A 24,072-nucleotide genomic window follows, 5' to 3' on the forward strand; every position below is an offset into this window, starting at 1 on the left:
GACACGACGCTTTCGCGAGCAAGCCCGCTCCCACAGTTGTTTTGTGTGTACCTGAAATTGGCAAGTACGTCATGGCGTTCTACTACTAAGGTCGTCTGGAACCTGGCTCGCAGCCGCATACAGTGAGTATTGTTCCAACAATAATCTGTGCTGCGAGGATAAAAACAATGAACGACAGCATTTACCTCTCGATTCAAAACAGCCCGCGCTTCAAGGAGCTGGTGCAGAAAAGGGAAAAGTTCGCCTGGATACTCTCGGCGATCATGCTCGGGCTCTACTCGGGATTCATTCTTCTGATCGCCTATGCGCCGCAAGTGCTCGGGGCGAAGCTCAGTCCTGAATCTTCGATCACCTGGGGCATCCCGATCGGTGTCGGGCTGATTGTCTCGGCTTTCGTCCTGACCGCTATCTACGTGCGCCGCGCCAATGGCGAGTTTGACGACCTGAACAATGCGATTCTCAAGGAGGCTCAGCAATGATCCGGCGTCTACTGGCTCTTTTGAGCATCGCAGCGTTCGCTCCGGCAGTCTGGGCCGCAGAAGCCTTGACCGGCGAAGTCCACAAACAACCGCTCAACGTTTCCGCGATCGCCATGTTCGTGGTGTTCGTCGGCGCGACCCTGTGCATCACCTACTGGGCGTCCAAGCGCAACAATTCGGCGGCCGACTACTACGCGGCGGGTGGCAAGATCACCGGTTTCCAGAACGGTCTGGCGATTGCTGGTGACTACATGTCGGCCGCGTCTTTCCTGGGGATTTCCGCGCTGGTGTTTGCCTCCGGCTACGATGGGTTGATCTACTCGATCGGCTTCCTGGTGGGCTGGCCGATCATTCTGTTCCTGATCGCCGAGCGTCTGCGTAACCTGGGTAAGTACACCTTTGCCGATGTGGCGTCCTATCGCCTCGGGCAAACCCAGATCCGCACCCTGTCTGCCTGCGGTTCGCTGGTGGTGGTGGCGTTCTACCTGATCGCGCAAATGGTCGGTGCCGGCAAGCTGATCCAGTTGCTGTTCGGTCTCGATTACTACGTTGCGGTGATTCTGGTCGGTATCCTGATGTGCATGTATGTGCTGTTCGGCGGCATGCTGGCGACCACTTGGGTGCAGATCATCAAGGCTGTGCTGTTGCTGTCCGGTGCTACTTTCATGGCGTTGATGGTCATGAAGCACGTCAACTTCGACTTCAACATGCTGTTCTCCGAGGCAATCAAGGTTCACCCCAAAGGTGAAGCGATCATGAGCCCTGGCGGCCTGGTGAAAGATCCGGTCTCGGCGTTTTCTCTCGCTTTGGCGCTGATGTTCGGTACCGCAGGCCTGCCGCATATCCTGATGCGTTTCTTCACCGTGAGTGACGCCAAGGAAGCGCGTAAGAGCGTGCTGTATGCGACCGGTTTCATTGGTTACTTCTACATCCTGACCTTCATCATCGGCTTCGGCGCGATTCTGCTGGTCAGCACCAACCCTGCGTTCAAAGATGCGGCGGGCGCTTTGCTCGGCGGCAACAACATGGCGGCGGTGCACCTGGCTAACGCGGTGGGTGGCAGTGTTTTCCTTGGCTTCATCTCGGCCGTGGCGTTTGCGACCATTCTGGCGGTTGTGGCGGGTCTGACCCTGGCCGGTGCTTCGGCGGTGTCGCATGACCTGTATGCCAGCGTGATCAAGAAGGGCAAGGCTAACGATAAGGACGAGATCCGCGTTTCGAAGATCACCACCATCGCACTGGGTGTTCTGGCCATCGGCCTGGGCATCCTGTTCGAAAGCCAGAACATCGCGTTCATGGTTGGCCTGGCGTTCTCCATCGCGGCGAGCTGTAACTTCCCGGTCCTGCTGCTTTCGATGTACTGGAAGAAGCTGACCACTCGCGGCGCGATGATCGGCGGCTGGCTGGGGCTGTTGAGTGCGGTAGGCCTGATGGTGCTTGGCCCGACCATCTGGGTGCAAATCCTGCATCACGAGAAGGCGATCTTCCCGTACGAGTACCCGGCGCTGTTCTCGATGGTCATTGCTTTTGTCGGGATCTGGTTCTTCTCGATCACCGACAAGTCGGCGGCGGCGGATAACGAGCGGGCGCTGTTCTTCCCGCAGTTTGTGCGTTCGCAGACGGGGTTGGGGGCGAGTGGGGCGGTTTCGCACTGATCGCTTGATGGTTGTATAGGTTGTGCTGAATGCCCCGGTTGAGAGATCGGGGCATTTTTTGTGGGCGTGTTGTCTGTTGATGGTGTGTTTATATCCGTTGCTGCGGTAACGGCTTCCAGGGCTGCGCCCTTACGGCGGGTCACGTTTGGAAACAGTGGCTCGCTGTAAGAGCGAAACCATAGGAGGCCGTTACCGCGGCAACGGATATGCCCCCCCCCCCAAACCCCAGACAGACAAAAACGGCCTCTATATAAGAGGCCGTTCCCGGTGCAACTTCAAGACGTTATCGCAAGACAAGTCTTATTTGCGGTCTTCCAGCTTGGTGATGTCACGCGACTCGTAGCCGGTGTACAGCTGGCGCGGACGGCCGATCTTGTACGGGCTGGAGAGCATTTCTTTCCAGTGGGAGATCCAGCCGACAGTCCGCGCCAAAGCGAAGATCACGGTGAACATGCTGGTCGGAATGCCGATCGCCTTGAGGATGATCCCCGAGTAGAAGTCGACGTTCGGGTACAGAGAGCGTTCGATGAAGTATGGATCGGTCAGGGCGATCTCTTCCAGGCGCATGGCCAGTTCGAGTTGCGGATCGTTGGTGATGCCCAGTTCTTTCAGCACTTCGTCGCAGGTCTGCTTCATGACTGTTGCGCGTGGGTCGCGGTTTTTGTAAACCCGGTGACCGAAGCCCATCAGTTTGAACGGATCGTTCTTGTCCTTGGCCTTGGCGATGAATTTGTCGATGTTGGAAACATCGCCAATCTCGTCAAGCATGGTCAGAACGGCTTCGTTCGCACCGCCGTGAGCAGGGCCCCACAGTGCGGCGATACCGGCGGCGATACAGGCGAACGGGTTGGCACCCGAAGAGCCTGCCAGGCGTACGGTGGACGTCGATGCGTTCTGCTCGTGGTCGGCATGGAGGATGAAGATCTTGTCCATGGCGTTGGCGAGTACCGGGCTGATCGGTTTGATCTCGCACGGGGTGTTGAACATCATGTGCAGGAAGTTTTCCGCGTACGTCAGGTCGTTGCGCGGGTACATCATGGGTTGGCCCATGGAGTACTTGTAAACCATCGCTGCCAGGGTCGGCATCTTGGCAACCAGACGGATCGCGGAAATTTCGCGATGCTGCGGGTTATTGATGTCCAGGGAGTCGTGGTAGAAGGCCGAGAGGGCGCCGACTACACCGCACATGACGGCCATCGGGTGGGCGTCGCGACGGAAGCCGTTGAAGAAGGTTTTCAGCTGCTCGTGAACCATGGTGTGGTTTTTCACGGTGCTGACGAACTGGGCTTTCTGTTCTGTCGTCGGCAGTTCGCCGTTGAGCAGCAGATAGCAGGTTTCGAGGTAGTCCGACTTTGCAGCCAGCTGTTCGATCGGGTAGCCGCGGTGCAACAGAATGCCGTTGTCGCCGTCGATATAGGTAATCTTCGATTCGCACGAAGCGGTCGACATGAAACCCGGGTCGAAAGTGAAGCGGCCCGTGGCCGTCAGGCCCCGAACATCAATAACATCGGGACCAACGGTGCCGGTTAAAATGGGCAGCTCGACGGGGGCTGCGCCCTCGATGATCAACTGCGCTTTTTTGTCAGCCATGTGGCCTCCTATTTATGCTTGAACCATCAGACAGACCCCCCACGCAGGGCCCGCACCACTATAGTGAGATAAATTTGAATGTCAATTTGCCTAAAGTCTTGCTCCAGAAGGCTTTAAGTGCACTTTTTCCTCGAAATTGACTGCCATTTACGCCTTTTATGCAAGTTGTGCAATCAGCTATTGGGGGTAGGTGATTGCGTTGTCATTAGTAGCCTAACTGTCTATACTCGGCCACCGACCGCCAAGGGCTTTTGGGCCTGCTTTATTGGGGGTCGCATCCCTGGGTGGTGGTTACCTGACCAGTGCACTCCCCAACAACTTTGCCCTGATTGTTAGGGGCTCTTCAGTGTGAAAAAAAAGCCGTGAAAAGCCAACGACCTGTAAACCTAGACCTAAGGACCATCAAACTCCCCATCACCGGCGTTACGTCGTTTCTTCACCGTGTTTCCGGCATCATTCTCTTCCTGGGCTTGGGCTTCATGCTTTATGCATTGGGCAAATCCCTGGGTTCCGAGGAAGGTTTCGCCGAGGTGAAGGCATGCTTGACCAGTCCGCTGGCCAAGTTCGTAGCATGGGGTCTGCTCTCCGCTCTTCTGTATCACCTGGTAGCCGGTGTGCGCCACTTGATTATGGATATGGGCATCGGTGAGACGCTGGAAGGCGGCCGCCTGGGCTCGAAAATTATCATCGCGGTTTCCGTGGTGTTGATCGTTCTGGCAGGAGTTTGGATATGGTAACCAGCGTTACGAACCTTTCGCGTTCGGGCCTCTATGACTGGATGGCGCAACGTGTGTCTGCGGTTGTTCTCGCGGCTTATTTCATTTTCCTGATCGGCTATCTCGCAGTGAATCCGGGCATTGGCTTTGACCAATGGCACGGCCTGTTCAGCCACAACGGGATGCGTATCTTCAGTCTGCTGGCACTAGTGGCTCTGGGCGCTCACGCCTGGGTCGGCATGTGGACCATCGCGACCGACTACCTGACGCCGATGGCGCTGGGCAAGTCCGCGACTGCAGTACGTTTCCTTTTCCAGGCAGTATGCGGCGTTGCAATGTTCGCCTACTTCGTCTGGGGTGTGCAGATTCTCTGGGGTATCTGATTCATGGCTAACATTCCAACGATTTCTTTCGACGCCATCATTATTGGTGGTGGCGGTGCCGGCATGCGCGCAGCGCTGCAACTGGCGCAAGGTGGTCACAAGACTGCCGTGATCACCAAGGTGTTCCCGACCCGTTCGCACACTGTATCCGCCCAAGGCGGCATCACCTGCGCGATCGCGTCCGCCGACCCGAACGATGACTGGCGCTGGCACATGTACGATACCGTCAAGGGCTCCGACTACATCGGTGACCAGGACGCTATCGAATACATGTGTCAGGAAGGCCCGGCCGCGGTTTTCGAACTGGACCACATGGGTCTGCCGTTCTCGCGTACCGAACAAGGCCGTATCTATCAGCGTCCGTTCGGCGGTCAGTCCAAGGACTACGGCAAGGGCGGTCAGGCTGCACGGACTTGCGCAGCCTCCGACCGTACTGGCCACGCGCTGCTGCACACCCTTTATCAGGGCAACCTGAAAGCCGGTACCACGTTCCTGAACGAGTACTACGCTGTCGATCTGGTGAAAAACCAGGAAGGCGATTTCGTCGGTGTGATCGCAATCTGCATCGAAACTGGCGAAACCTCCTACATTCGCGCCAAAGCCACCGTGTTGGCGACCGGCGGTGCAGGCCGTATCTACGCTTCCACCACCAACGCCCTGATCAACACCGGTGACGGCGTCGGCATGGCTCTGCGTGCTGGTGTACCCGTGCAAGATATCGAAATGTGGCAGTTCCACCCGACCGGTATCGCCGGTGCCGGTGTACTGGTTACAGAAGGTTGCCGTGGTGAAGGTGGTTACCTGATCAACAAGCACGGCGAGCGTTTCATGGAGCGTTATGCTCCGAACGCCAAAGACCTTGCCGGTCGTGACGTGGTTGCTCGCTCGATGGTTAAAGAAATCATCGCCGGCAACGGTTGCGGTCCGAATGGCGACCACGTAATGCTCAAACTCGACCACTTGGGCGAGGAAGTGCTGCACAGCCGTCTGCCAGGCATTTGCGAGTTGTCGAAGACTTTTGCGCACGTTGATCCGGTTGTTGCTCCCGTTCCGGTTGTACCAACTTGCCACTATATGATGGGCGGCGTTCCCACCAACATTCATGGCCAGGCGATCACCCAGAACGACGAAGGCGTGGATCAGGTCATTCCTGGTCTGTTCGCGGTCGGTGAAGTGGCTTGCGTATCGGTTCATGGTGCCAACCGTCTGGGCGGCAACTCGTTGCTCGATCTGGTGGTATTCGGTCGCGCTGCCGGCCTGCACCTCGAGAAGGCACTGACCGATGGCATCGAATACGACGACGCTACCGAAGCCGATATCGAAGCGGCCCTGTCGCGCCTGAATTCACTGAACAACCGTACTGATGGCGAAGACGTGGCAACCCTGCGTCGCGAGCTGCAAAGCTGCATGCAGAACTACTTCGGTGTGTTCCGTACTGGCGAATACATGCAGAAAGGCATCGCACAACTGGCCGACCTGCGTAAGCGTATCGCTAACGTGAAGATCAACGATAAGTCGCAGGCGTTCAACACTGCGCGTATCGAAGCGCTGGAACTGCAAAACCTGCTGGAAGTGGCTGAGGCGACTGCCATCGCTGCCGAAGTTCGTAAAGAGTCACGCGGCGCGCACGCCCGTGAAGACTTCGAAGATCGTGACGACGAAAACTGGCTGTGCCACACCCTGTACTTCCCGGGTGACAAGCGCGTCACCAAGCGTGCTGTTAACTTCTCGCCGAAGACTGTTCCGACTTTCGAACCTAAAGTCCGGACTTATTAAGGGTGGCCGCCATGTTGCAAGTCAGTGTTTATCGCTACAACCCTGATCAGGACGCCGCGCCGTTCATGCAGGAATTCCAGGTCGATACCGGTGGTAAAGACCTGATGGTGCTGGACGTGCTGGCCCTGATCAAAGAGCAGGACGAGGGTTTCTCCTATCGTCGCTCCTGCCGTGAAGGCGTCTGTGGCTCCGATGGCATGAACATCAACGGCAAAAACGGTCTGGCGTGCATCACGCCGCTGTCTGCCGTTGTGAAAGGTAATAAGTTGATTGTTCGTCCGTTGCCAGGTTTGCCGGTTATCCGTGACTTGGTCGTCGATATGAGCATCTTCTACAAGCAATACGAGAAGGTGAAGCCTTACCTGCAGAACGACACGCCGGCTCCGGCCATCGAGCGTCTGCAGTCGCCAGAAGAGCGTGAAAAGCTCGACGGTCTGTACGAGTGCATCCTGTGTGCTTGCTGCTCGACCTCTTGCCCGTCCTTCTGGTGGAATCCGGACAAGTTCCTGGGTCCTGCTGCTCTGCTGCAAGCCTACCGCTTCCTGGCAGACAGCCGTGACACCAAGACCAGCGAACGTCTGGCTTCGCTCGATGACCCGTTCAGCGTATTCCGCTGCCGGGGCATCATGAACTGCGTCAACGTATGTCCCAAAGGCCTGAACCCGACTAAGGCCATCGGTCACATCCGTAACATGCTGCTTTCGAGCGGCGTGTGATTCAGCTGCTGTAACCGCTGCACCGTAGAGGCTGTGGCGCGGGCTTCAACCCGCGTCATGGCTATAACCAGAGCAGCAGCCATAAGCTGCGGCTCTTATTTTGAAGAAATGAGACAAGCAGGGGCATCCGGGCTGGTACCCGGACTATCAGCGTGATCCTAAGTGGCTTGTTTTGGTCGCTGCATTCGGACTTCTGCAAGTTTGCTCGGTATTGGCGCCGATGGTGTTCCCCTAACCGAGGGTGACCAAGCATGCAAGAAAGCGTGATGCAGCGCATGTGGAACAGCGCCTACCTTTCAGGTGGAAACGCTGCCTATGTGGAAGAGCTTTATGAGCTCTACCTGCACGACCCTAACGCTGTGCCAGAAGAGTGGCGCACCTACTTTCAGAAGTTGCCTGCCGACGGCAACTCTGCCACTGATGTTTCGCACTCCACAATTCGCGATCATTTCGTGCTGCTGGCAAAGAACCAGCGCCGCGCCCAACCGGTTTCCGCCGGCAGCGTGAGCAGTGAGCACGAGAAGAAGCAAGTTGAAGTGCTGCGATTGATCCAGGCCTACCGTATGCGTGGCCACCAGGCAGCCCAGCTTGACCCGCTGGGACTGTGGCAGCGTCCTGCACCTGCAGACCTGTCGATCAATCATTACGGCTTGACCAATGCCGATCTTGATACGACCTTCCGTGCCGGCGACCTGTTCATCGGCAAAGAGGAAGCGAGCCTACGCGAAATTCACGAAGCGTTGCAGCAGACATATTGCCGCACCATCGGCGCTGAATTTACGCATATCACCGATTCCGAGCAGCGCCAGTGGTTCCAGCAGCGTCTGGAAAGCGTGCGTGGTCGTCCGACATACTCCGCCGACATCAAGAGCCACCTGCTTGAGCGCGTGACAGCCGGTGAAGGCCTGGAAAAATACCTGGGCACCAAATACCCGGGCACCAAGCGTTTCGGTCTGGAAGGCGGCGAAAGCCTGATTCCGATGCTCGACGAACTGATCCAGCGTTCCGGTTCCTACGGCACCAAGGAAGTCGTCATCGGCATGGCTCACCGTGGTCGTCTGAACGTACTGGTCAACACCTTCGGCAAGAACCCGCGCGAGCTGTTCGACGAGTTCGAAGGCAAGAAGAAGGTCGAGTTGGGTTCCGGTGACGTTAAATATCACCAGGGCTTCTCGTCCAACGTAATGACCACCGGTGGTGAAGTTCACCTGGCCATGGCGTTCAACCCGTCCCACCTGGAAATCGTTTCCCCGGTGGTAGAAGGTTCGGTTCGTGCCCGTCAGGATCGTCGTAACGATTCGACCGGCGAGAAGGTTCTGCCGATCTCCATCCACGGTGACGCTGCATTCGCAGGTCAAGGTGTGGTCATGGAAACCTTCCAGATGTCGCAGACCCGCGGTTTCAAAACCGGCGGTACTGTTCACATCGTGATCAACAACCAGGTGGGTTTCACCATCAGCAACCCGCTGGACTCGCGTTCCACCGAGTACGCCACCGACGTTGCGAAAATGATTCAGGCGCCGATTCTCCATGTGAATGGTGATGATCCGGAAGCCGTGTTGTTCGTGACCCAGTTGGCCATCGACTACCGCATGCAGTTCAAGCGTGACGTAGTGATCGATCTGGTCTGCTACCGTCGTCGCGGCCACAACGAGGCCGACGAGCCAAGCGGCACCCAGCCTCTGATGTATCAGCAGATCACCAAACAGCGTACCACTCGTGAGCTGTACGCCGATCGTCTGACTCAGGACGGTACTCTTGATGCAGAGCGTGTTCAGGCGAAGGTCGACGAATACCGCAACGCGCTGGACAACGGTCTGCACGTAGTGAAATCGCTGGTCAAAGAGCCGAACAAAGAGTTGTTCGTGGACTGGCGTCCGTATCTGGGCCACGCCTGGACTGCACGTCACGACACCCGTTTCGATCTGAAAACCCTGCAGGAACTGTCCGCCAAGCTGCTGGAAATTCCGGAAGGCTTCGTGGTTCAGCGTCAGGTTGCGAAGATCTACGAAGACCGTCAGAAGATGCAAGCCGGCGGCCTGCCAATCAACTGGGGTTACGCCGAAACCATGGCGTACGCGACCCTGGCGTTTGAAGGTCACCCGATTCGCATGACCGGTCAGGACATCGGCCGCGGTACGTTCTCGCACCGTCACGCTGTTCTGCACAATCAGAAAGACGCGGGCACCTACATTCCGCTGCAGAACCTGTACGACGGTCAGCCACGCTTTGACCTGTACGACTCTTTCCTGTCGGAAGAAGCGGTGCTGGCCTTCGAATACGGTTACTCGACCACCACGCCAAACGCGCTGGTGATCTGGGAAGCCCAGTTCGGCGACTTCGCCAACGGTGCGCAGGTTGTTATCGACCAGTTCATCACCAGCGGCGAGCACAAGTGGGGCCGTCTCTGCGGTCTGACCATGTTGCTGCCACACGGTTATGAAGGTCAGGGCCCTGAGCACAGTTCGGCACGTCTTGAGCGTTACCTGCAGCTATGCGCCGAGCACAACATTCAGGTGTGCGTACCGACCACTCCGGCGCAGATCTACCACTTGCTGCGTCGTCAGGTGATCCGCCCGCTGCGCAAACCACTGGTAGTTTTGACTCCGAAGTCGCTGCTGCGCCACAAGCTGGCCATCTCGACGCTGGAAGACCTGGCCGAAGGTTCGTTCCAGACCGTGATCCCGGAAATCGATGCTCAAGATCCGAAAAAGGTCGAGCGCATTGTTCTGTGTAGCGGCAAGGTCTACTACGACCTGCTGGAAAAACGCCGTGCCGAAGGCCGTGACGATATCGCCGTCGTGCGTATCGAGCAGCTGTACCCATTCCCTGAGGACGACTTGAACGAAGTTCTGGCTCCGTACACCAACCTCAAACATATCGTTTGGTGTCAGGAAGAGCCGATGAACCAGGGTGCCTGGTACTGCAGCCAGCACCACATGCGCCGCATCGTTAGCAATCACAACAAGTCTCTCGTACTTGAGTACGCGGGCCGTGATGCTTCTGCTGCACCTGCTTGTGGTTATGCATCGATGCACGCCGAGCAGCAGGAAAAACTGCTGCAAGACGCGTTTACCGTTTAACGCCTTCGCGCACCTGAAACCGAATTTAAGGAACTACAGATAATGGCTATCGAGATCAAAGCCCCCACTTTCCCGGAATCGGTTGCCGATGGCACCGTTGCCACCTGGCACAAACAACCGGGCGACGCTGTCAAGCGCGACGACCTGATCGTTGACATCGAAACCGACAAAGTCGTACTGGAAGTGCTGGCTACTGCTGATGGCGTGCTGGGCGCAATCGTCAAGAACGAAGGCGACACCGTTCTGTCCGACGAAGTCCTGGGCTCCATCGAAGCGGGCGGCGCTGCGGCCGCTGCTCCAGCCGCCGCTGCTGCTCCGGCCGCTGCTGCCGTTGCCCCGGCTGCCGCCGAAGGCGAAGACGATCCTGTTGCTGCTCCGGCTGCTCGCAAGCTGGCTGAAGAAAACGGCATCAACATCGCTTCCGTTGCCGGCACCGGCAAGGGCGGTCGTGTGACCAAGGAAGACGTGGTTGCTGCTGTTGCTGCCAAGAAAGCCGCTCCGGCTGCCGCGCCTGCCAAGGCTGCTGCTCCTTCGGCCGCCGCTCCTGTGTTCGCCGCTGGCGACCGCATCGAGAAGCGCGTACCGATGACCCGCGTTCGCGCCACTGTGGCCAAGCGTCTGGTTGAAGCTCAATCGAACATGGCAATGCTGACCACTTTCAACGAAGTCGACATGACCGAAGTCATGGCGCTGCGTTCCAAGTACAAGGATCTGTTCGAGAAGTCCCACAACGGCGTACGCCTGGGCTTCATGTCTTTCTTCGTGAAGGCGGCCACCGAAGCACTGAAGCGCTTCCCGGCTGTGAACGCGTCGATCGACGGCGGCGACATCGTTTATCACGGCTACGCTGACATCGGCGTTGCCGTTTCCAGCGACCGCGGCCTGGTTGTACCGGTCCTGCGTAACGCCGAGCTGATGAGCCTGGCTGAAATCGAAGGTGGTATCGCCACTTTCGGCAAGAAGGCCCGTGACGGCAAACTGTCGATGGACGAGATGACCGGTGGTACCTTCACCATCACCAACGGTGGTACCTTCGGCTCGATGATGTCGACTCCGATCGTCAACCCGCCGCAGGCAGCTATTCTGGGCATGCACAACATCATCCAGCGTCCTATGGCCATCAATGGTCAGGTCGTTATCCGTCCGATGATGTACCTGGCATTGTCCTACGATCACCGTCTGATCGATGGCAAAGAAGCTGTGACCTTCCTGGTGACCATCAAGAACCTGCTGGAAGATCCGGCTCGTCTGTTGCTGGATATCTGATAGAAGCAGCTGCAAGCTTCGAGCAGCAAGCCGCAAGAAAGGGCGGCTTGGCTTGAAGCTTGTGGCTTGAAGCTTTTCGCTAAAGAGGATTTTTTGAATGTCGCAGAAATTTGACGTAGTAGTGATTGGTGCTGGCCCTGGTGGCTATGTGGCTGCCATCAAGGCCGCACAACTGGGTCTGAGCACTGCCTGCATCGAGAAGTACACCGACGCCGAAGGCAAGCAAGCCCTGGGCGGTACCTGCCTGAACGTCGGCTGCATTCCTTCCAAGGCGCTGCTGGACAGCTCCTGGAAATACAAGGAAGCGAAAGAAAGCTTCAACGTTCACGGTATCTCGACCGGCGAAGTCAAAATGGACGTCGCTGCGATGGTTGGCCGCAAGGCTGGCATCGTCAAGAACCTGACCGGCGGCGTTGCCACTCTGTTCAAGGCCAATGGCGTTACTTCGATCCAGGGCCACGGCAAGCTGTTGGCTGGCAAGAAAGTCGAAGTCACCAAGCCGGACGGTTCGGTTGAAGTCATCGAAGCTGAAAACGTCATTCTGGCGCCAGGTTCGCGTCCGATCGACATTCCACCGGCTCCGGTTGATCAGAACGTCATCGTCGATTCGACAGGTGCGCTGGAATTCCAATCCGTGCCTAAGCGTCTGGGCGTGATCGGCGCTGGCGTGATCGGTCTGGAACTGGGTTCGGTATGGTCGCGTCTGGGTGCAGAAGTGACTGTCCTGGAAGCCCTGGACACCTTCCTGATGGCAGCGGACACCGCGGTTTCCAAGGAAGCGCTGAAAACCCTGACCAAGCAGGGTCTGGACATCAAACTGGGTGCTCGCGTGACCGGTTCGAAAGTGAACGGCGACGAAGTCGTTGTTAACTACACCGATGCCAACGGCGAACAGACCATCACTTTCGACAAGCTGATCGTAGCCGTTGGTCGCCGTCCGGTGACCACTGATCTGCTGGCTGCCGACAGCGGCGTGACCCTGGACGAGCGCGGTTTCGTGCACGTTGATGATCAATGTGCGACCACCGTACCGGGCGTTTTCGCCATCGGCGACGTGGTTCGCGGCATGATGCTGGCTCACAAAGCCTCGGAAGAGGGCATCATGGTTGTCGAGCGCATCAAAGGTCACAAGGCTCAGATCAACTATGACCTGATCCCTTCGGTTATTTATACTCACCCGGAAATCGCGTGGGTTGGCAAAACCGAGCAGGCATTGAAAGCTGAAGGCGTTGAAGTTAACGTTGGCACCTTCCCGTTCGCCGCTTCCGGCCGTGCCATGGCCGCCAACGATACCGGTGGTTTCGTCAAGGTCATCGCCGATGCCAAGACTGACCGCGTATTGGGCGTGCACGTGATTGGCCCGAGCGCTGCAGAGCTGGTTCAGCAGGGCGCGATCGGTATGGAGTTCGGCACCAGTGCTGAAGACCTGGGCATGATGGTTTTCTCCCATCCGACCCTGTCTGAAGCCTTGCACGAAGCTGCTCTGGCTGTGAATGGCGGCGCCATCCACATTGCCAACCGCAAGAAGCGTTAACAGACAATAAGAAACCACGGCGGTAACGGCCCGTCGTGAGCCTTGCGAGCAAGTCTCACCGCGGAATGTCCGCTGGACGCAGTCTTGCGTAGCTCAGCTACGCAAGCAGCAGTCACAGGTGGCGCGGCACTCATCAAGAGCGCAGCGCCGAATGCGCAGTACCTAACGAAGACGGTAAAAAGCATGAATCTTCACGAGTATCAGGGTAAGCAGCTGTTCGCTGAATACGGCCTGCCAGTTTCCACTGGTTACGCAGTAGACACCCCGGAAGCAGCAGCAGAAGCTTGCGACAAAATCGGCGGCAACGAGTGGGTTGTCAAAGCCCAGGTTCACGCCGGTGGTCGCGGTAAAGCGGGCGGCGTTAAGCTGGTTCGCAGCAAAGAAGACGCCAAAGCCTTCGCACAGCAGTGGCTGGGCAAGCGTCTGGTGACTTACCAGACTGACGCCAATGGCCAGCCAGTCACCAAGATCCTGGTTGAATCGTGCACTGATATCGCTAAAGAGCTGTACCTGGGCGCTGTCGTTGACCGTTCGAGCCGTCGCATCGTGTTCATGGCTTCCACCGAAGGTGGCGTGGACATCGAGAAAATCGCTCACGACACTCCAGAAAAAATTCTGAAAGCCACTATCGATCCACTGGTTGGCGCTCAGCCATTCCAGGGGCGCGAGCTGGCATTCCAGTTGGGTCTGGAAGGCAAGCAGGTTGCTCAGTTCGCCAAGATCTTCGTAGGTCTGGCCAAACTGTTCAAGGATCACGACCTGGCTCTGCTGGAAGTGAACCCGCTGGTGATCAAGGCTGACGGCGATCTGCACTGCCTGGACGCCAAGATCAACATCGACGCCAACGCCATGTACCGTCAGCCTAAGCTGAAGACTTTCCACGATCCGTCGCAAGACGATCCGCGCGAAGCGCACGCCGCCAAGTTCGAACTGAACTACGTAGCACTGGAAGGCAACATCGGCTGCATGGTCAACGGTGCCGGTCTGGCCATGGGTACCATGGACATCGTCAACCTGCATGGCGGCAAGCCAGCCAACTTCCTCGACGTAGGTGGTGGCGCTACCAAAGAACGCGTGACCGAAGCGTTCAAGATCATCCTGTCCGACACTAACGTCGCTGCAGTGCTGGTCAACATCTTCGGCGGCATCGTTCGCTGCGACATGATTGCCGAAGGCATCATCGGCGCTGTGAAAGAAGTCGGCGTGAAAATCCCGGTTGTTGTTCGCCTTGAAGGCAACAACGCTGAGCTGGGCGCTAAAGTACTGGCAGAAAGCGGTTTGAACATCATCGCTGCTACCAGCCTGACCGACGCTGCTCAACAAGTTGTCAAAGCTGCGGAGGGCAAATAATGAGCGTCCTGATCAATAAAGACACCAAAGTTATCTGCCAGGGTATTACCGGTTCGCAAGGTAGTTTCCACACCCAGCAAGCCATCGAATACGGCACCAAGATGGTTGGTGGCGTAACTCCGGGCAAAGGCGGCACCGAGCACCTGGGTCTGCCAGTGTTCAACACCGTTAAAGACGCCGTAGCTGCCACTGGCGCTACCGCCAGCGTGATCTACGTTCCGGCTCCTTTCTGCAAAGATTCGATCCTGGAAGCTGCTTTCGGCGGTATCAAGCTGATCGTCTGCATCACCGAAGGCATTCCTACCCTGGACATGCTGGACGCTAAAGTTAAGTGCGACGAACTGGGCGTAGTCCTGATCGGCCCTAACTGCCCAGGCGTGATCACCCCAGGCGAATGCAAGATCGGCATCATGCCAGGTCACATTCACTTGCCAGGCAAGGTCGGTATCGTTTCCCGTTCCGGCACCCTGACCTACGAAGCTGTGAAGCAGACCACTGACGCCGGTTTCGGTCAGTCGACTTGCGTCGGCATCGGTGGTGACCCGATCCCGGGTTCGAACTTCATCGACATCCTGAAGCTGTTCCAGGAAGACCCGAAGACCGAAGCGATCGTGATGATCGGTGAGATCGGCGGTTCGGCTGAAGAAGAAGCGGCTGCCTACATCAAGGCACACGTGACCAAGCCGGTTGTTTCCTACATCGCTGGTGTGACTGCTCCTCCGGGCAAGCGCATGGGCCATGCTGGCGCAATCATCTCTGGCGGCAAAGGCACTGCAGACGAGAAATTCGCTGCTCTGCAAGACGCAGGCGTTAAAACCGTGCGTTCGCTGGCAGACATCGGCAAGGCCCTGGCCGAGCTGACTGGTTGGGCTGTCAAGTAAGCCTCGCGCTTAGCTGACGCTTCACCAAACAAAGGCCACCTCCGGGTGGCCTTTGTCGATTCTGGCATTTGAGTCGATGGTGGCTATTTATAGGCATCCACCCAATTACATGCAAAAACGCGACGCGGAAACGTCGCGTATCGGATAGTTCGCCCTCAAACAGTGCGTTTGTAAGCCAAATTCGTTAGGCTAGCCGCCATTTTTGCGTCTGCCGCCCACAAGGCATGCAACGCGCTATACGGGTCAGTCCCATACGGATCGACAGCATTTCCCTAATCCCACAGGGCAATCCCCCTCTAAATTCCGATTCAGTAGTGTGGTATTTCCTTAATGAAAGTTTTGAAAGGTCAGGACATCCTGGCACTTGGTTTTATGACATTTGCCCTGTTCGTTGGGGCTGGCAATATCATTTTTCCGCCGATCGTCGGCTTGCAGGCCGGACCTCACGTCTGGATGGCGGCACTGGGCTTCCTGATCACGGCGGTCGGTTTGCCGGTGGTCACCGTCATTGCGCTGGCCAAGGTCGGCGGCGCAATGGACACGTTGAGCAGCCCGATCGGCAAGATTGCCGGCGGTGTGCTGGCGGCCGCTTGCTACCTGGCGGTCGGTCCATTGTTCGCCACACCGCGGACCGCGACCGTGTCGTTCGAAGTGGGTCTGGCGCCACTGACTGGCGAGAGCCCGCTGGCGCTGTTCCTCTACAGTTCCGTGTACTTCCTGCTGGTGTTCTTCATCTCGCTGTATCCGGGCCGTCTGCTCGACACCGTAGGTCGCTTCCTCGCGCCGTTGAAGATCATTGCACTGGCGGTACTGGGCATCGCTGCATTCGCCTTGCCCGCGGGAGATATCGGTAGCGGTACTCCGGAATATGTGGCTGCACCGTTCTCCCAGGGTTTCATCAATGGTTACCTGACCATGGATACCCTCGGTGCGCTGGTGTTCGGCATCGTCATCGTTAACGCGATCCGCTCCCGTGGTGTCGAGTCGCCTGCGCTGATCACCCGTTATGCGATCATCGCCGGACTCATTGCCGGTGTCGGTCTGGCGCTGGTGTATATCAGCCTGTTCCGTCTTGGTTCCGGCAGCCACGAAGTAGCCGTTGGTGCCACCAATGGCGCTGCGGTACTGCACGCTTATGTGCAACACACCTTTGGCTCCCTGGGCAGCGGTTTCCTTGCGGTGCTGATCTCGTTGGCGTGTCTGGTGACGGCCGTGGGCCTGACCTGCGCGTGTGCCGAATACTTCAGCCGAGTGCTGCCACTGTCCTACAAGACGCTGGTGATCATTCTGGCGGCGTTCTCGCTGCTGGTGTCCAACCTGGGCCTGACCAAATTGATCGCCTTCTCCATTCCGGTGCTGACCGCGATCTACCCGCCATGCATCGTTTTGGTAGCGCTGAGCTTCTGCAAAGATTTCTGGCATGAGCACGGCCGTATCATCGGCCCAGTGATGCTGGTGTCCTTCGTGTTTGGCTGCATCGACGCTCTGAAAGGCGCCGGTCTGGCCGACTGGCTGCCATCGCAACTGTCGCATCTGCCACTGAGTGAACAGGGCCTGGCGTGGCTGGTGCCGTGTGTGATGACCCTGGTGGTTGCAGTGATCTGCGATCGCGTGCTGGGCAAGCGTAGTGAAGCCATTGCCTGACGTTTCCTGACCCGCCACAAGCGGGTCTTGGGCGATTAAACAGAAATGCCCCGTATCAATCGATACGGGGCATTTTTTATGAACATCAGGCAGTGTCTTTTTTCCTGAGCTAACGTCGAACGATTACATCGATTCTGGTGGGAGCGAGCAAACCCGCTCCCCCCGATAAAGTGCTCATATTTGACAAGGAATTGCATGTCGTTCATCCAAGCTAACCTGATCCATTTGCTCGCCGCACTCTGGTTTGTCATCTGCTGGGGCGGTTACACCCGATACGCCAGTTGGAAGGCTCGCGACACCGCTTGCCTGGCCAGCGTGCTGCACCTGTATCGTGAAGACTGGATGCGCCGCATGTTGCTGCGCGACAACCGCATCGCGGACGCTAGCGTGATCGGCAATCTGGAGCGCAACGCCTCGTTCTTCGCCTCCAGTACCCTGATTATTCTCGCCGGTATTCTCACCGTGCTTGGTGCTTCCGAGCGGGCGGTGTCGTTGCTGGCGGATATTCCGATGGTGCAGCAGGCGTCGCAAGGCATGTCAGAGATCAAGTTGCTGTGTCTGGCCCTGGTGTTCGTCTATGCGTTCTTCACGTTCAGTTGGTGCATGCGTCAGTACAACTTTGCGGCGATTCTGGTGGGCTCGGCGCCCATGATCGGTGAGCGACAAGTCTCGGAGCAGGAGCGCAAGGCCTTCGCTTTGCGGGCGGCGCGGGTGATTTCGATGGCGGCCAACCAGTTCAACTTTGGCCTGCGCTCCTATTACTTCGGCATGAGCATGCTGGCGTGGTTCGTCAGCCCCTGGCTGTTCATGATGATGAGCGCCGGGGTCGTGGTGGTGTTATACCGCCGCGAATTTCATTCCGACGTCCTCGATGTAATGGTGTATACCCCTACAGAGGCGCCCATCCCCGAGGCGAACAAGGAAGCTGCTTGATGAGTATTCCATTCTGGTGTGTGTTTATCAGTGCGCTGTTGATTTACATCGCGCGTATGCCGGTGGCCAAGGCCATGAAAGAGCAGGGTGGTTACAACAATCACCTGCCGCGCCAACAGCAGGCGCAGCTCACCGGTTACGGCGCCAGGGCGCTGGCGGCTCACCAGAACAGTATTGAAGCGTTCATGTTGTTTTCGGTAGGCGTGCTGATGGCGCATACCACGCAAACGGCGGGGTGGTTGATCGATACATTGGCAATCATTTTTGTAATAGCCCGGATCATCTACCTGTGGTTTTACCTGGCTGACCTGCCGCGACTGCGCAGCCTGGTCTGGGGAATCGGTTTATTGTGTTCGTTGTTATTGATGATTAGTCCGACTTTTAGAACGGTGTTGCTTTAACAGCGCATTACCGAAAAGTAACAGGCAAAAGAAAACCCGCACTTGGCGGGTTTTCTTTTTCTGCATCAAGAGGCGATTTATTGCGTCTTGGCAGCTTCGTCTTTCGCAGCTTCGTTCGATTCCGCCTGATCTTTGGCGGCTTCGGCGTTTTCTTTTGCTGCGTCGTTCACTTTATCCTGAGCTTTGCTCATGTCTTGTTGAGCTTGTTCAGCATGTTCTTTGGCATCTTGAGCTTTGTCCTCGGATTTTTTATCGCAGGCAGCGAGACCGAGGGACGCGGTCAACATCAAGGCAATAGCTAAAGTCTTACGCATGGGGTGTTTCTCCTTATGGAAAATAACTACTGGCCTTAAGAGCTCACGCCTGAGGGTTAAGTTCCTCATTTGTTTCAGATATATAAGTTTGTTTTGCTGCGGAACTTTTGCTGTGTTTCCTACTACTGGCAAATGGATTTAACGAGAGTAATTATCAAATGGCTGACCACCCCGTTTTTGAGCGTGCGACACGATTTCTGTCGGCGTTGCGTCACTGTCAGGTTCTTGGTTTGCAGGTGCACAGCGCCTCTACCGAAGGGCTCACGGTTATCCTGCCGTACAGCCCGAAAATCGTGGGCAATCCGCAAACCGGGGTGATTCATGGCGGGGCAATCACCTCGTTGATGGACACGGCCTGCGGGATGTCCACTTTGTGTGTACTACCGGAGTTCGAGGTTTGCCCGACTCTTGATCTGCGCATCGACTACATGCACGCCGCTGAACCCGGCAAAGATGTTTATGGCTTCGCTCAGTGCTACCGGGTAACGACCGATGTGATCTTCGCTCGCGGCTTTGCTTATCAGGATGATCCCGGACAGCCGATCGCCCATGTCGTTGGCACGTTCATGCGTATGGGGAAGGGGCTCAGGGGCACCAAAGGTTTCGGCGGTGCGATCAAGGGGGAAGGTCAATGAGTGATGAATTGAAGGATCAACTGCAACAGGCCCACGAACAGGGTGACTACGCGCCGCTGCTGAAGTTGATCCCCTACGCCGGGCTGATCGGCATCGAATGCTCACGGGTCGGTGATGAGTTGCTTTTCAAGCTCCCGGCGAACAAGGACAACATTGGTAACCCTTTATTGCCGGCGATCCACGGCGGCGTTATTGCCGGGTTCATGGAGCTGGCCGCTGCCCTGCATTTATTGATTTTTACCGGTGCGCCGGGCGTGCCGAAGATCATCGACTTTTCCCTCGATTACCTGCGAGCCGGGCAATTTCGCGACACTTGGGCCAAGTGCGAGGTCTGCCGGCAGGGGCGGCGAGTCGCTAATGTCGCGGTCACAGCATGGCAAAGCACCGAAAATGAACCGATTGCCACTGCCCGTGCGCACTTCAAAATCGATGACCCCTTGAAATCCTGAACACTGCCCCAAACTCTGATGACAACCCGCCGCAGACCATTCGGGTCGCGGCCAATGCCATCTGATTGGAGTTTGATGACCATGAGTGTGGAAACTCAAAAGGAAACCCTGGGCTTCCAGACCGAGGTGAAGCAACTGCTGCACCTCATGATCCATTCGCTGTATTCCAACAAGGAAATCTTCCTTCGCGAATTGATCTCGAACGCCTCTGACGCTGTAGACAAGCTACGCTTCGAAGCCTTGGCCAAGCCTGAGTTGCTCGAAGGTGGCGCAGACCTGAAAATCCGTGTGAGCTTCGACAAAGACGCCAAAACCGTCACCCTCGAAGACAACGGTATCGGCATGAACCGTGACGATGTGATCACCCACCTGGGCACCATCGCCAAGTCGGGCACTGCCGATTTCATGAAAAACCTCTCGGGCGATCAGAAGAAGGATTCTCACCTGATCGGTCAGTTCGGCGTCGGTTTCTACTCGGCCTTCATCGTTGCAGACCAGGTTGACGTGTACAGCCGTCGCGCCGGCACACCTGCCAGCGAAGGCGTGCACTGGTCGTCGAAAGGCGAGGGTGAGTTCGAAGTTGCCACGATCGAAAAACCTGAGCGCGGCACTCGCATTGTCCTGCACCTGAAAGCGGCGGAAGACGAGTTCGCCGATGGTTGGCGTCTGCGCAACATCATCAAGAAGTACTCCGATCACATTGCCCTGCCGATCGAACTGCCGAAAGAAGTCACCGCAGCCGAAGGCGAAGAGCCGCCAGCCGTTGAGTGGGAAACCGTCAACCGCGCCAGTGCCCTGTGGACCCGTCCTCGCACCGAAGTGAAGGATGAGGAATACCAGGAGTTCTACAAGCACATCGCCCATGACTTTGAAAACCCGTTGGCCTGGAGCCACAACAAAGTCGAAGGCAAGCTCGAATACAGCTCGCTGCTGTACGTGCCGGCCCGCGCACCGTTCGACCTGTACCAGCGTGAGGCGCCGAAAGGCCTGAAGCTGTACGTGCAGCGTGTGTTCGTGATGGATCAGGCCGAGTCGTTCCTGCCGTTGTACCTGCGCTTCATCAAGGGTGTGGTCGACTCCAACGATCTGTCGCTGAACGTGTCGCGGGAAATCCTGCAGAAAGACCCGATCATCGACTCGATGAAGTCGGCGCTGACCAAGCGCGTACTCGACATGCTGGAAAAACTGGCGAAGAACGAGCCTGAGCAATACAAAGGCTTCTGGAAAAACTTCGGTCAGGTCATGAAAGAAGGCCCGGCCGAGGATTTCGCCAACAAGGAAAAAATCGCCGGGCTGCTGCGTTTCGCATCGACCCATGACGAAGACGGCGAGCAAGTTGTCGGTCTGGCTGACTACCTGGCGCGCGCCAAGGAAGGTCAGGACAAGATCTATTACCTCACCGGCGAAACCTACGCGCAGGTCAAGAACAGCCCGCACCTGGAAGTCTTCCGCAAGAAAGGCATCGAAGTGCTGCTGCTGACCGACCGTATCGACGAGTGGCTGATGAGCTACCTCAGCGATTTCGACGGCAAGACGTTTGTCGACGTGGCACGCGGTGATCTCGATCTGGGCAACCTGGACTCGGAAGAGGACAAGAAGGCCGCAGAAGAAGTCGCCAAGTCCAAAGAAGGTCTGGTCGAGCGTCTGAAAACCGCGCTGGGCGATTCCGTTGCCGAGGTTCGCGTGTCTCATCGTCTGACCGATTCGCCAGCCATTCTGGCCATCGGTGAACAGGACCTGGGCTTGCAAATGCGCCAGATCCTCGAAGCCAGCGGGCAGAAAGTGCCGGAATCAAAGCCGATCTTCGAATTCAACCCGAGCCACCCGCTGATCGAGAAACTCGACGGCGAGCAGAACGAAGGACGTTTTGGCGACCTGTCGCACATCCTCTTCGATCAGGCCGCTTTGGCGGCTGGCGAAAGCTTGAAAGACCCGGCCGCGTACGTGACCCGTCTGAACAAGCTGCTGGTTGAACTGTCGGTTTAATCACGTTGCAAAAAAAACCCGCTTCGGCGGGTTTTTTCATTCTGGTGTTTAACAAATCAGGAGTCAGAAATGAGCCAAGTCACTGTACGTTCCGTGGTCTATCAGATTGATGGCCAGCCTTTTGAAGGCCGGTTAGCCTTCGATGCCGATCATAAGGGCGCGCGTCCGGGTCTGTTGATGGCGCCGAACTGGATGGGCGTCAGTGCCGGCGCCGAAGAGGTCGCCAAATCGGTCGCAGCCAAAGGCTACGTGGTGTTGATCGCTGACGTTTACGGTCAGGCGGTGCGTCCGCAGAACGCCGATCAGGCTGGTGCGGCGATGATGCCGCTGAAAAATGATCGGGCCTTGCTGCGCAAGCGCATGCAAGCGGCGTTCGAGCAGTTGCACACGCAGGGTGAAGCCGCGGTCGATATTTCCAGGCTGGCGGTGTTCGGCTTCTGTTTTGGCGGTTGTTGTGCGCTGGATCTGGCGCGTACCGGTGCGCCGGTGAAGGCAGTGGTGTCGTTCCACGGTACGCTGGATTCGCCAAACCCGGCGGAGGCGAAGAACATCAAGGGCTCGGTGCTGGTGTTGCATGGTGCTTCCGACCCCTTGGTGCCGAAAGAGCAATTGCCGGCTTTCGAAGATGAGATGAACGCGGCGAGCGTGGACTGGCAATTGCTGAGCTACGGCGGTGCAGTGCACTCGTTTACCGATCCGCACGCCAATGTGCCGGGCAAGATGATGTACGACGCGAAGACCGCTGCGCGCGCCTTCAAGTCGATGCATGACTTATTGGATGAAGTGTTCAGGGGCTGATTCAGGCGGCGCCTGTTCTGGCCTCTTTTCCCGCATTGGAACGCGTTCCAGTGCGGGAACAGGCTTGCTCGCGAAGAGGGTTAATCAGCGACACAAGATTCAGGGCAATTCAATCCGCTCACTTTCCCCGGGCACTGTCGGCCAATCCCCGGCCGCCCATTTGCGCCGTGCCTCATCAATGGCTGCCGGATCGCTCGCGACAAAATTCCAGTTGATCCGCCGAGGTCCGTCCAGCGGGGCGCCGCCGAACACCACAGCATGACAATCAGTCTCGGCAAACAAGCTCATCTCTTCCCCGGGCGGGAGCACGACCAATAGATGGGGGTCGATCGTTTCGCCATTCAATTGCGCATCACCACTCAACACATACACCGCCCGTTCTTGATGCTCGGTCGGGATCAGCAGTGTGGTTGCCGTTTGCATTTTCACTTCGGCGTACAGCGTAGGAGAAAGCACCGGTACCGGCGATTCAAGACAAAAGCCTGACCCGGCAATCATCCGAATCTGCACGCCGAGGTTATCGCTGACGGGGAGCGTCGCCGCCGGGTGATGGCTGTAATGCCCAGGGCCTTGCTCATGATCCTTGGGCGAGGCCAGCCAGATCTGCAAACCGTGCATGGTGAAGCTTTGCTTCCACAACGGCTCAGGTGTGCGCTCGACGTGAGCGATGGCGCTGCCAGCGGTCATCCAGCTGACATCGCCAGCGCTGACCACCTGATCGGAGCCGAGGCTGTCCTTGTGCTGGATTTGCCCTTCAAACAGATAGGTCAGGGTCGACAGGCCGATGTGCGGATGCTGTCGGATGTTCATGCCTTTGCCCGTCGGATAAATCGTCTCGAGCATGTGATCAAAAAACACGAAAGGCCCGACGCTGCGGCATTTGGCTGACGGCAGTGGGCGCAGAATCGGCTGGCCTTCGACGTCTTCGGCGCGCGCGCGGATGATCAGAGGTTGCGTGTCCATGGTGCATTCCAGGCTGAGCGGGTGATGTGCAGAGCATAACCCGCCGCAGCGCGCGTGTTGATTATTGGCTGTCGAAGCCTTGTGGCGCGTGGGTTTCGATCGTCACGTCGGTGGTGGTCATCAGCTTGTGGATTGGGCAGCGGTCGGCAACGCGCAGCAGTTCTTCACGCTGGGCGTCAGTCAATACGCCTTTGAGGGTGAGTGTGACGTGCAAGACGTATTTGCCTTTTTGTTCTTCGCTGTTGTCGCGTTTGACGTCGACACCTACGCCCGTCAGCGGGATGTCTTTCTTCTTTGCGTACATCTTCAGGGTTATTGCCTTGCAGGCCCCCAGAGCCGCGTCAAAGTAATCATGCGGCTCGGGGGCCGAGCCTTCGCCACCGGCAGATTTCGGTGCGTCGGCAAACAGTTCGTGGTCATCGATCCTTGCGGTGTGACGAAAGCCTTCAGCGGAGACGGTATTGACGGTAACGGTCATGGGAACCTCACTGGCAGTAGGAAAAGTCGTTCGATCAAAAAA

General features: G+C 57.2%; 22 protein-coding genes. 18 read left to right on the top strand and 4 right to left on the bottom strand.

Translation table 11 applies throughout. The annotated features are described in order from the left end of the window. Positions 1-167 precede the first annotated feature (167 nt). Together AACY11_RS13190 and AACY11_RS13195 are read left to right on the top strand one after the other, a co-directional pair. A complete protein-coding gene (locus AACY11_RS13190; protein WP_339494948.1) occupies positions 168-479 on the top strand; it encodes a DUF485 domain-containing protein in 312 nt (103 codons plus the stop codon). After that, positions 476-2,134 carry a cation acetate symporter gene (locus tag AACY11_RS13195; RefSeq protein ID WP_339433633.1) on the top strand — a complete coding sequence of 553 codons (1,659 nt, stop codon included), beginning with the start codon at positions 476-478 and terminating at the stop codon, positions 2,132-2,134. The genes AACY11_RS13190 and AACY11_RS13195 overlap by 4 nt, the downstream gene beginning before the upstream one ends. A 300-nt stretch (positions 2,135-2,434) precedes the next feature. On the opposite strand, the gene gltA is transcribed toward AACY11_RS13195, so the two are convergent. Next, a complete protein-coding gene (gene gltA / locus AACY11_RS13200) occupies positions 2,435-3,724 on the bottom strand; it encodes a citrate synthase (protein ID WP_221732168.1) in 1,290 nt (429 codons plus the stop codon). Positions 3,725-4,086: 362 nt separating this feature from the next. On the opposite strand from gltA, the gene sdhC reads away from it, so the two are divergent. From sdhC to AACY11_RS13260, 12 genes are all read left to right on the top strand, one after another. After that, positions 4,087-4,461 (top strand): succinate dehydrogenase, cytochrome b556 subunit, encoded by a 375-nt coding sequence (gene sdhC / locus AACY11_RS13205; RefSeq protein ID WP_015096190.1) that lies wholly within the window; start codon positions 4,087-4,089, stop codon positions 4,459-4,461. After that, positions 4,455-4,823, top strand: coding sequence for a succinate dehydrogenase, hydrophobic membrane anchor protein (gene sdhD, locus AACY11_RS13210; protein ID WP_221732169.1), 369 nt, complete (start codon positions 4,455-4,457; stop codon positions 4,821-4,823). Before sdhC ends, sdhD begins: the two co-directional genes overlap by 7 nt. A gap of 3 nt (positions 4,824-4,826) precedes the next feature. Next, complete coding sequence (gene sdhA, locus AACY11_RS13215; protein WP_339433634.1) at positions 4,827-6,599, top strand: succinate dehydrogenase flavoprotein subunit; 1,773 nt, start codon at positions 4,827-4,829, stop codon at positions 6,597-6,599. An 11-nt stretch (positions 6,600-6,610) separates the two neighbouring features. Then, positions 6,611-7,315 (top strand): succinate dehydrogenase iron-sulfur subunit, encoded by a 705-nt coding sequence (locus AACY11_RS13220; protein ID WP_003223007.1) that lies wholly within the window; start codon positions 6,611-6,613, stop codon positions 7,313-7,315. Between the two features lie 251 nt (positions 7,316-7,566). Next, a complete protein-coding gene (locus AACY11_RS13225) occupies positions 7,567-10,398 on the top strand; it encodes a 2-oxoglutarate dehydrogenase E1 component (protein WP_339433635.1) in 2,832 nt (943 codons plus the stop codon). A gap of 42 nt (positions 10,399-10,440) precedes the next feature. Then, the gene (gene odhB / locus AACY11_RS13230) at positions 10,441-11,664 is read left to right on the top strand and encodes a 2-oxoglutarate dehydrogenase complex dihydrolipoyllysine-residue succinyltransferase (RefSeq protein WP_339433636.1); all 1,224 of its coding nucleotides are present in this window, start codon (positions 10,441-10,443) and stop codon (positions 11,662-11,664) included. A 97-nt stretch (positions 11,665-11,761) separates the two neighbouring features. Next, positions 11,762-13,198, top strand: a complete 1,437-nt coding sequence (gene lpdA, locus AACY11_RS13235; RefSeq protein ID WP_339433637.1) for a dihydrolipoyl dehydrogenase — start codon at positions 11,762-11,764, stop codon at positions 13,196-13,198. Between the two features lie 183 nt (positions 13,199-13,381). Continuing rightward, positions 13,382-14,548 (top strand): ADP-forming succinate--CoA ligase subunit beta, encoded by a 1,167-nt coding sequence (gene sucC / locus AACY11_RS13240; RefSeq protein ID WP_085732277.1) that lies wholly within the window; start codon positions 13,382-13,384, stop codon positions 14,546-14,548. Further along, entirely contained in the window at positions 14,548-15,429 is an 882-nt protein-coding gene (sucD, locus tag AACY11_RS13245; RefSeq protein ID WP_007919877.1) for a succinate--CoA ligase subunit alpha, read from the top strand. The genes sucC and sucD overlap by 1 nt, the downstream gene beginning before the upstream one ends. A gap of 330 nt (positions 15,430-15,759) precedes the next feature. After that, the gene (brnQ, locus tag AACY11_RS13250; protein WP_339433721.1) at positions 15,760-17,073 is read left to right on the top strand and encodes a branched-chain amino acid transport system II carrier protein; all 1,314 of its coding nucleotides are present in this window, start codon (positions 15,760-15,762) and stop codon (positions 17,071-17,073) included. A gap of 195 nt (positions 17,074-17,268) precedes the next feature. After that, entirely contained in the window at positions 17,269-18,006 is a 738-nt protein-coding gene (locus AACY11_RS13255; protein ID WP_221732175.1) for a DUF599 domain-containing protein, read from the top strand. Further along, entirely contained in the window at positions 18,006-18,407 is a 402-nt protein-coding gene (locus tag AACY11_RS13260) for an MAPEG family protein (protein WP_339433719.1), read from the top strand. Before AACY11_RS13255 ends, AACY11_RS13260 begins: the two co-directional genes overlap by 1 nt. 77 nt (positions 18,408-18,484) lie before the next feature. Here the strand turns inward: AACY11_RS13260 and AACY11_RS13265 are convergent, their stop codons facing one another. Continuing rightward, positions 18,485-18,721, bottom strand: coding sequence for a hypothetical protein (locus tag AACY11_RS13265; protein WP_339433718.1), 237 nt, complete (start codon positions 18,719-18,721; stop codon positions 18,485-18,487). A 158-nt stretch (positions 18,722-18,879) separates the two neighbouring features. Here AACY11_RS13265 and AACY11_RS13270 point away from each other — a divergent pair, with 158 nt between their 5' ends. From AACY11_RS13270 to AACY11_RS13285, 4 genes are all read left to right on the top strand, one after another. Further along, positions 18,880-19,356 carry a PaaI family thioesterase gene (locus AACY11_RS13270; RefSeq protein ID WP_339433717.1) on the top strand — a complete coding sequence of 159 codons (477 nt, stop codon included), beginning with the start codon at positions 18,880-18,882 and terminating at the stop codon, positions 19,354-19,356. Next, positions 19,353-19,805, top strand: a complete 453-nt coding sequence (locus tag AACY11_RS13275; protein ID WP_221732179.1) for a PaaI family thioesterase — start codon at positions 19,353-19,355, stop codon at positions 19,803-19,805. The genes AACY11_RS13270 and AACY11_RS13275 overlap by 4 nt, the downstream gene beginning before the upstream one ends. Before the next feature lie 81 nt (positions 19,806-19,886). Further along, positions 19,887-21,791 carry a molecular chaperone HtpG gene (gene htpG, locus AACY11_RS13280; RefSeq protein WP_339433715.1) on the top strand — a complete coding sequence of 635 codons (1,905 nt, stop codon included), beginning with the start codon at positions 19,887-19,889 and terminating at the stop codon, positions 21,789-21,791. Between the two features lie 69 nt (positions 21,792-21,860). After that, a complete protein-coding gene (locus tag AACY11_RS13285) occupies positions 21,861-22,589 on the top strand; it encodes a dienelactone hydrolase family protein (RefSeq protein WP_339494949.1) in 729 nt (242 codons plus the stop codon). A 99-nt stretch (positions 22,590-22,688) separates the two neighbouring features. Here the strand turns inward: AACY11_RS13285 and AACY11_RS13290 are convergent, their stop codons facing one another. Both AACY11_RS13290 and AACY11_RS13295 read right to left on the bottom strand, forming a co-directional pair. Beyond that, positions 22,689-23,552: a pirin family protein gene (locus AACY11_RS13290; protein ID WP_339494950.1), complete on the bottom strand. Its 864-nt coding sequence runs from the start codon at positions 23,550-23,552 to the stop codon at positions 22,689-22,691. Between the two features lie 61 nt (positions 23,553-23,613). After that, positions 23,614-24,030 carry an OsmC family protein gene (locus AACY11_RS13295; RefSeq protein ID WP_339494951.1) on the bottom strand — a complete coding sequence of 139 codons (417 nt, stop codon included), beginning with the start codon at positions 24,028-24,030 and terminating at the stop codon, positions 23,614-23,616. Positions 24,031-24,072 lie beyond the last annotated feature (42 nt).

Origin of the sequence: Pseudomonas sp. RA_105y_Pfl2_P56 (assembly GCF_963970845.1) — a bacterium.
GTDB classification, from domain to species: domain Bacteria; phylum Pseudomonadota; class Gammaproteobacteria; order Pseudomonadales; family Pseudomonadaceae; genus Aquipseudomonas; species Aquipseudomonas baetica_A.

What these genes read in the sequence shown, in the direction of transcription:
- AACY11_RS13190 (WP_339494948.1), top strand. Translation starts at nt 168, where the DNA reads ATGAACGACAGCATTTACCTCTCGATTCAAAACAGCCCGCGCTTCAAG.
- AACY11_RS13195 (WP_339433633.1), top strand. Translation starts at nt 476, where the DNA reads ATGATCCGGCGTCTACTGGCTCTTTTGAGCATCGCAGCGTTCGCTCCG.
- gltA (WP_221732168.1), bottom strand. Translation starts at nt 3,724, where the DNA reads ATGGCTGACAAAAAAGCGCAGTTGATCATCGAGGGCGCAGCCCCCGTC.
- sdhD (WP_221732169.1), top strand. Translation starts at nt 4,455, where the DNA reads ATGGTAACCAGCGTTACGAACCTTTCGCGTTCGGGCCTCTATGACTGG.
- sdhA (WP_339433634.1), top strand. Translation starts at nt 4,827, where the DNA reads ATGGCTAACATTCCAACGATTTCTTTCGACGCCATCATTATTGGTGGT.
- AACY11_RS13220 (WP_003223007.1), top strand. Translation starts at nt 6,611, where the DNA reads ATGTTGCAAGTCAGTGTTTATCGCTACAACCCTGATCAGGACGCCGCG.
- AACY11_RS13225 (WP_339433635.1), top strand. Translation starts at nt 7,567, where the DNA reads ATGCAAGAAAGCGTGATGCAGCGCATGTGGAACAGCGCCTACCTTTCA.
- odhB (WP_339433636.1), top strand. Translation starts at nt 10,441, where the DNA reads ATGGCTATCGAGATCAAAGCCCCCACTTTCCCGGAATCGGTTGCCGAT.
- lpdA (WP_339433637.1), top strand. Translation starts at nt 11,762, where the DNA reads ATGTCGCAGAAATTTGACGTAGTAGTGATTGGTGCTGGCCCTGGTGGC.
- sucC (WP_085732277.1), top strand. Translation starts at nt 13,382, where the DNA reads ATGAATCTTCACGAGTATCAGGGTAAGCAGCTGTTCGCTGAATACGGC.
- sucD (WP_007919877.1), top strand. Translation starts at nt 14,548, where the DNA reads ATGAGCGTCCTGATCAATAAAGACACCAAAGTTATCTGCCAGGGTATT.
- brnQ (WP_339433721.1), top strand. Translation starts at nt 15,760, where the DNA reads ATGAAAGTTTTGAAAGGTCAGGACATCCTGGCACTTGGTTTTATGACA.
- AACY11_RS13255 (WP_221732175.1), top strand. Translation starts at nt 17,269, where the DNA reads ATGTCGTTCATCCAAGCTAACCTGATCCATTTGCTCGCCGCACTCTGG.
- AACY11_RS13260 (WP_339433719.1), top strand. Translation starts at nt 18,006, where the DNA reads ATGAGTATTCCATTCTGGTGTGTGTTTATCAGTGCGCTGTTGATTTAC.
- AACY11_RS13265 (WP_339433718.1), bottom strand. Translation starts at nt 18,721, where the DNA reads ATGCGTAAGACTTTAGCTATTGCCTTGATGTTGACCGCGTCCCTCGGT.
- AACY11_RS13270 (WP_339433717.1), top strand. Translation starts at nt 18,880, where the DNA reads ATGGCTGACCACCCCGTTTTTGAGCGTGCGACACGATTTCTGTCGGCG.
- AACY11_RS13275 (WP_221732179.1), top strand. Translation starts at nt 19,353, where the DNA reads ATGAGTGATGAATTGAAGGATCAACTGCAACAGGCCCACGAACAGGGT.
- htpG (WP_339433715.1), top strand. Translation starts at nt 19,887, where the DNA reads ATGAGTGTGGAAACTCAAAAGGAAACCCTGGGCTTCCAGACCGAGGTG.
- AACY11_RS13285 (WP_339494949.1), top strand. Translation starts at nt 21,861, where the DNA reads ATGAGCCAAGTCACTGTACGTTCCGTGGTCTATCAGATTGATGGCCAG.
- AACY11_RS13290 (WP_339494950.1), bottom strand. Translation starts at nt 23,552, where the DNA reads ATGGACACGCAACCTCTGATCATCCGCGCGCGCGCCGAAGACGTCGAA.
- AACY11_RS13295 (WP_339494951.1), bottom strand. Translation starts at nt 24,030, where the DNA reads ATGACCGTTACCGTCAATACCGTCTCCGCTGAAGGCTTTCGTCACACC.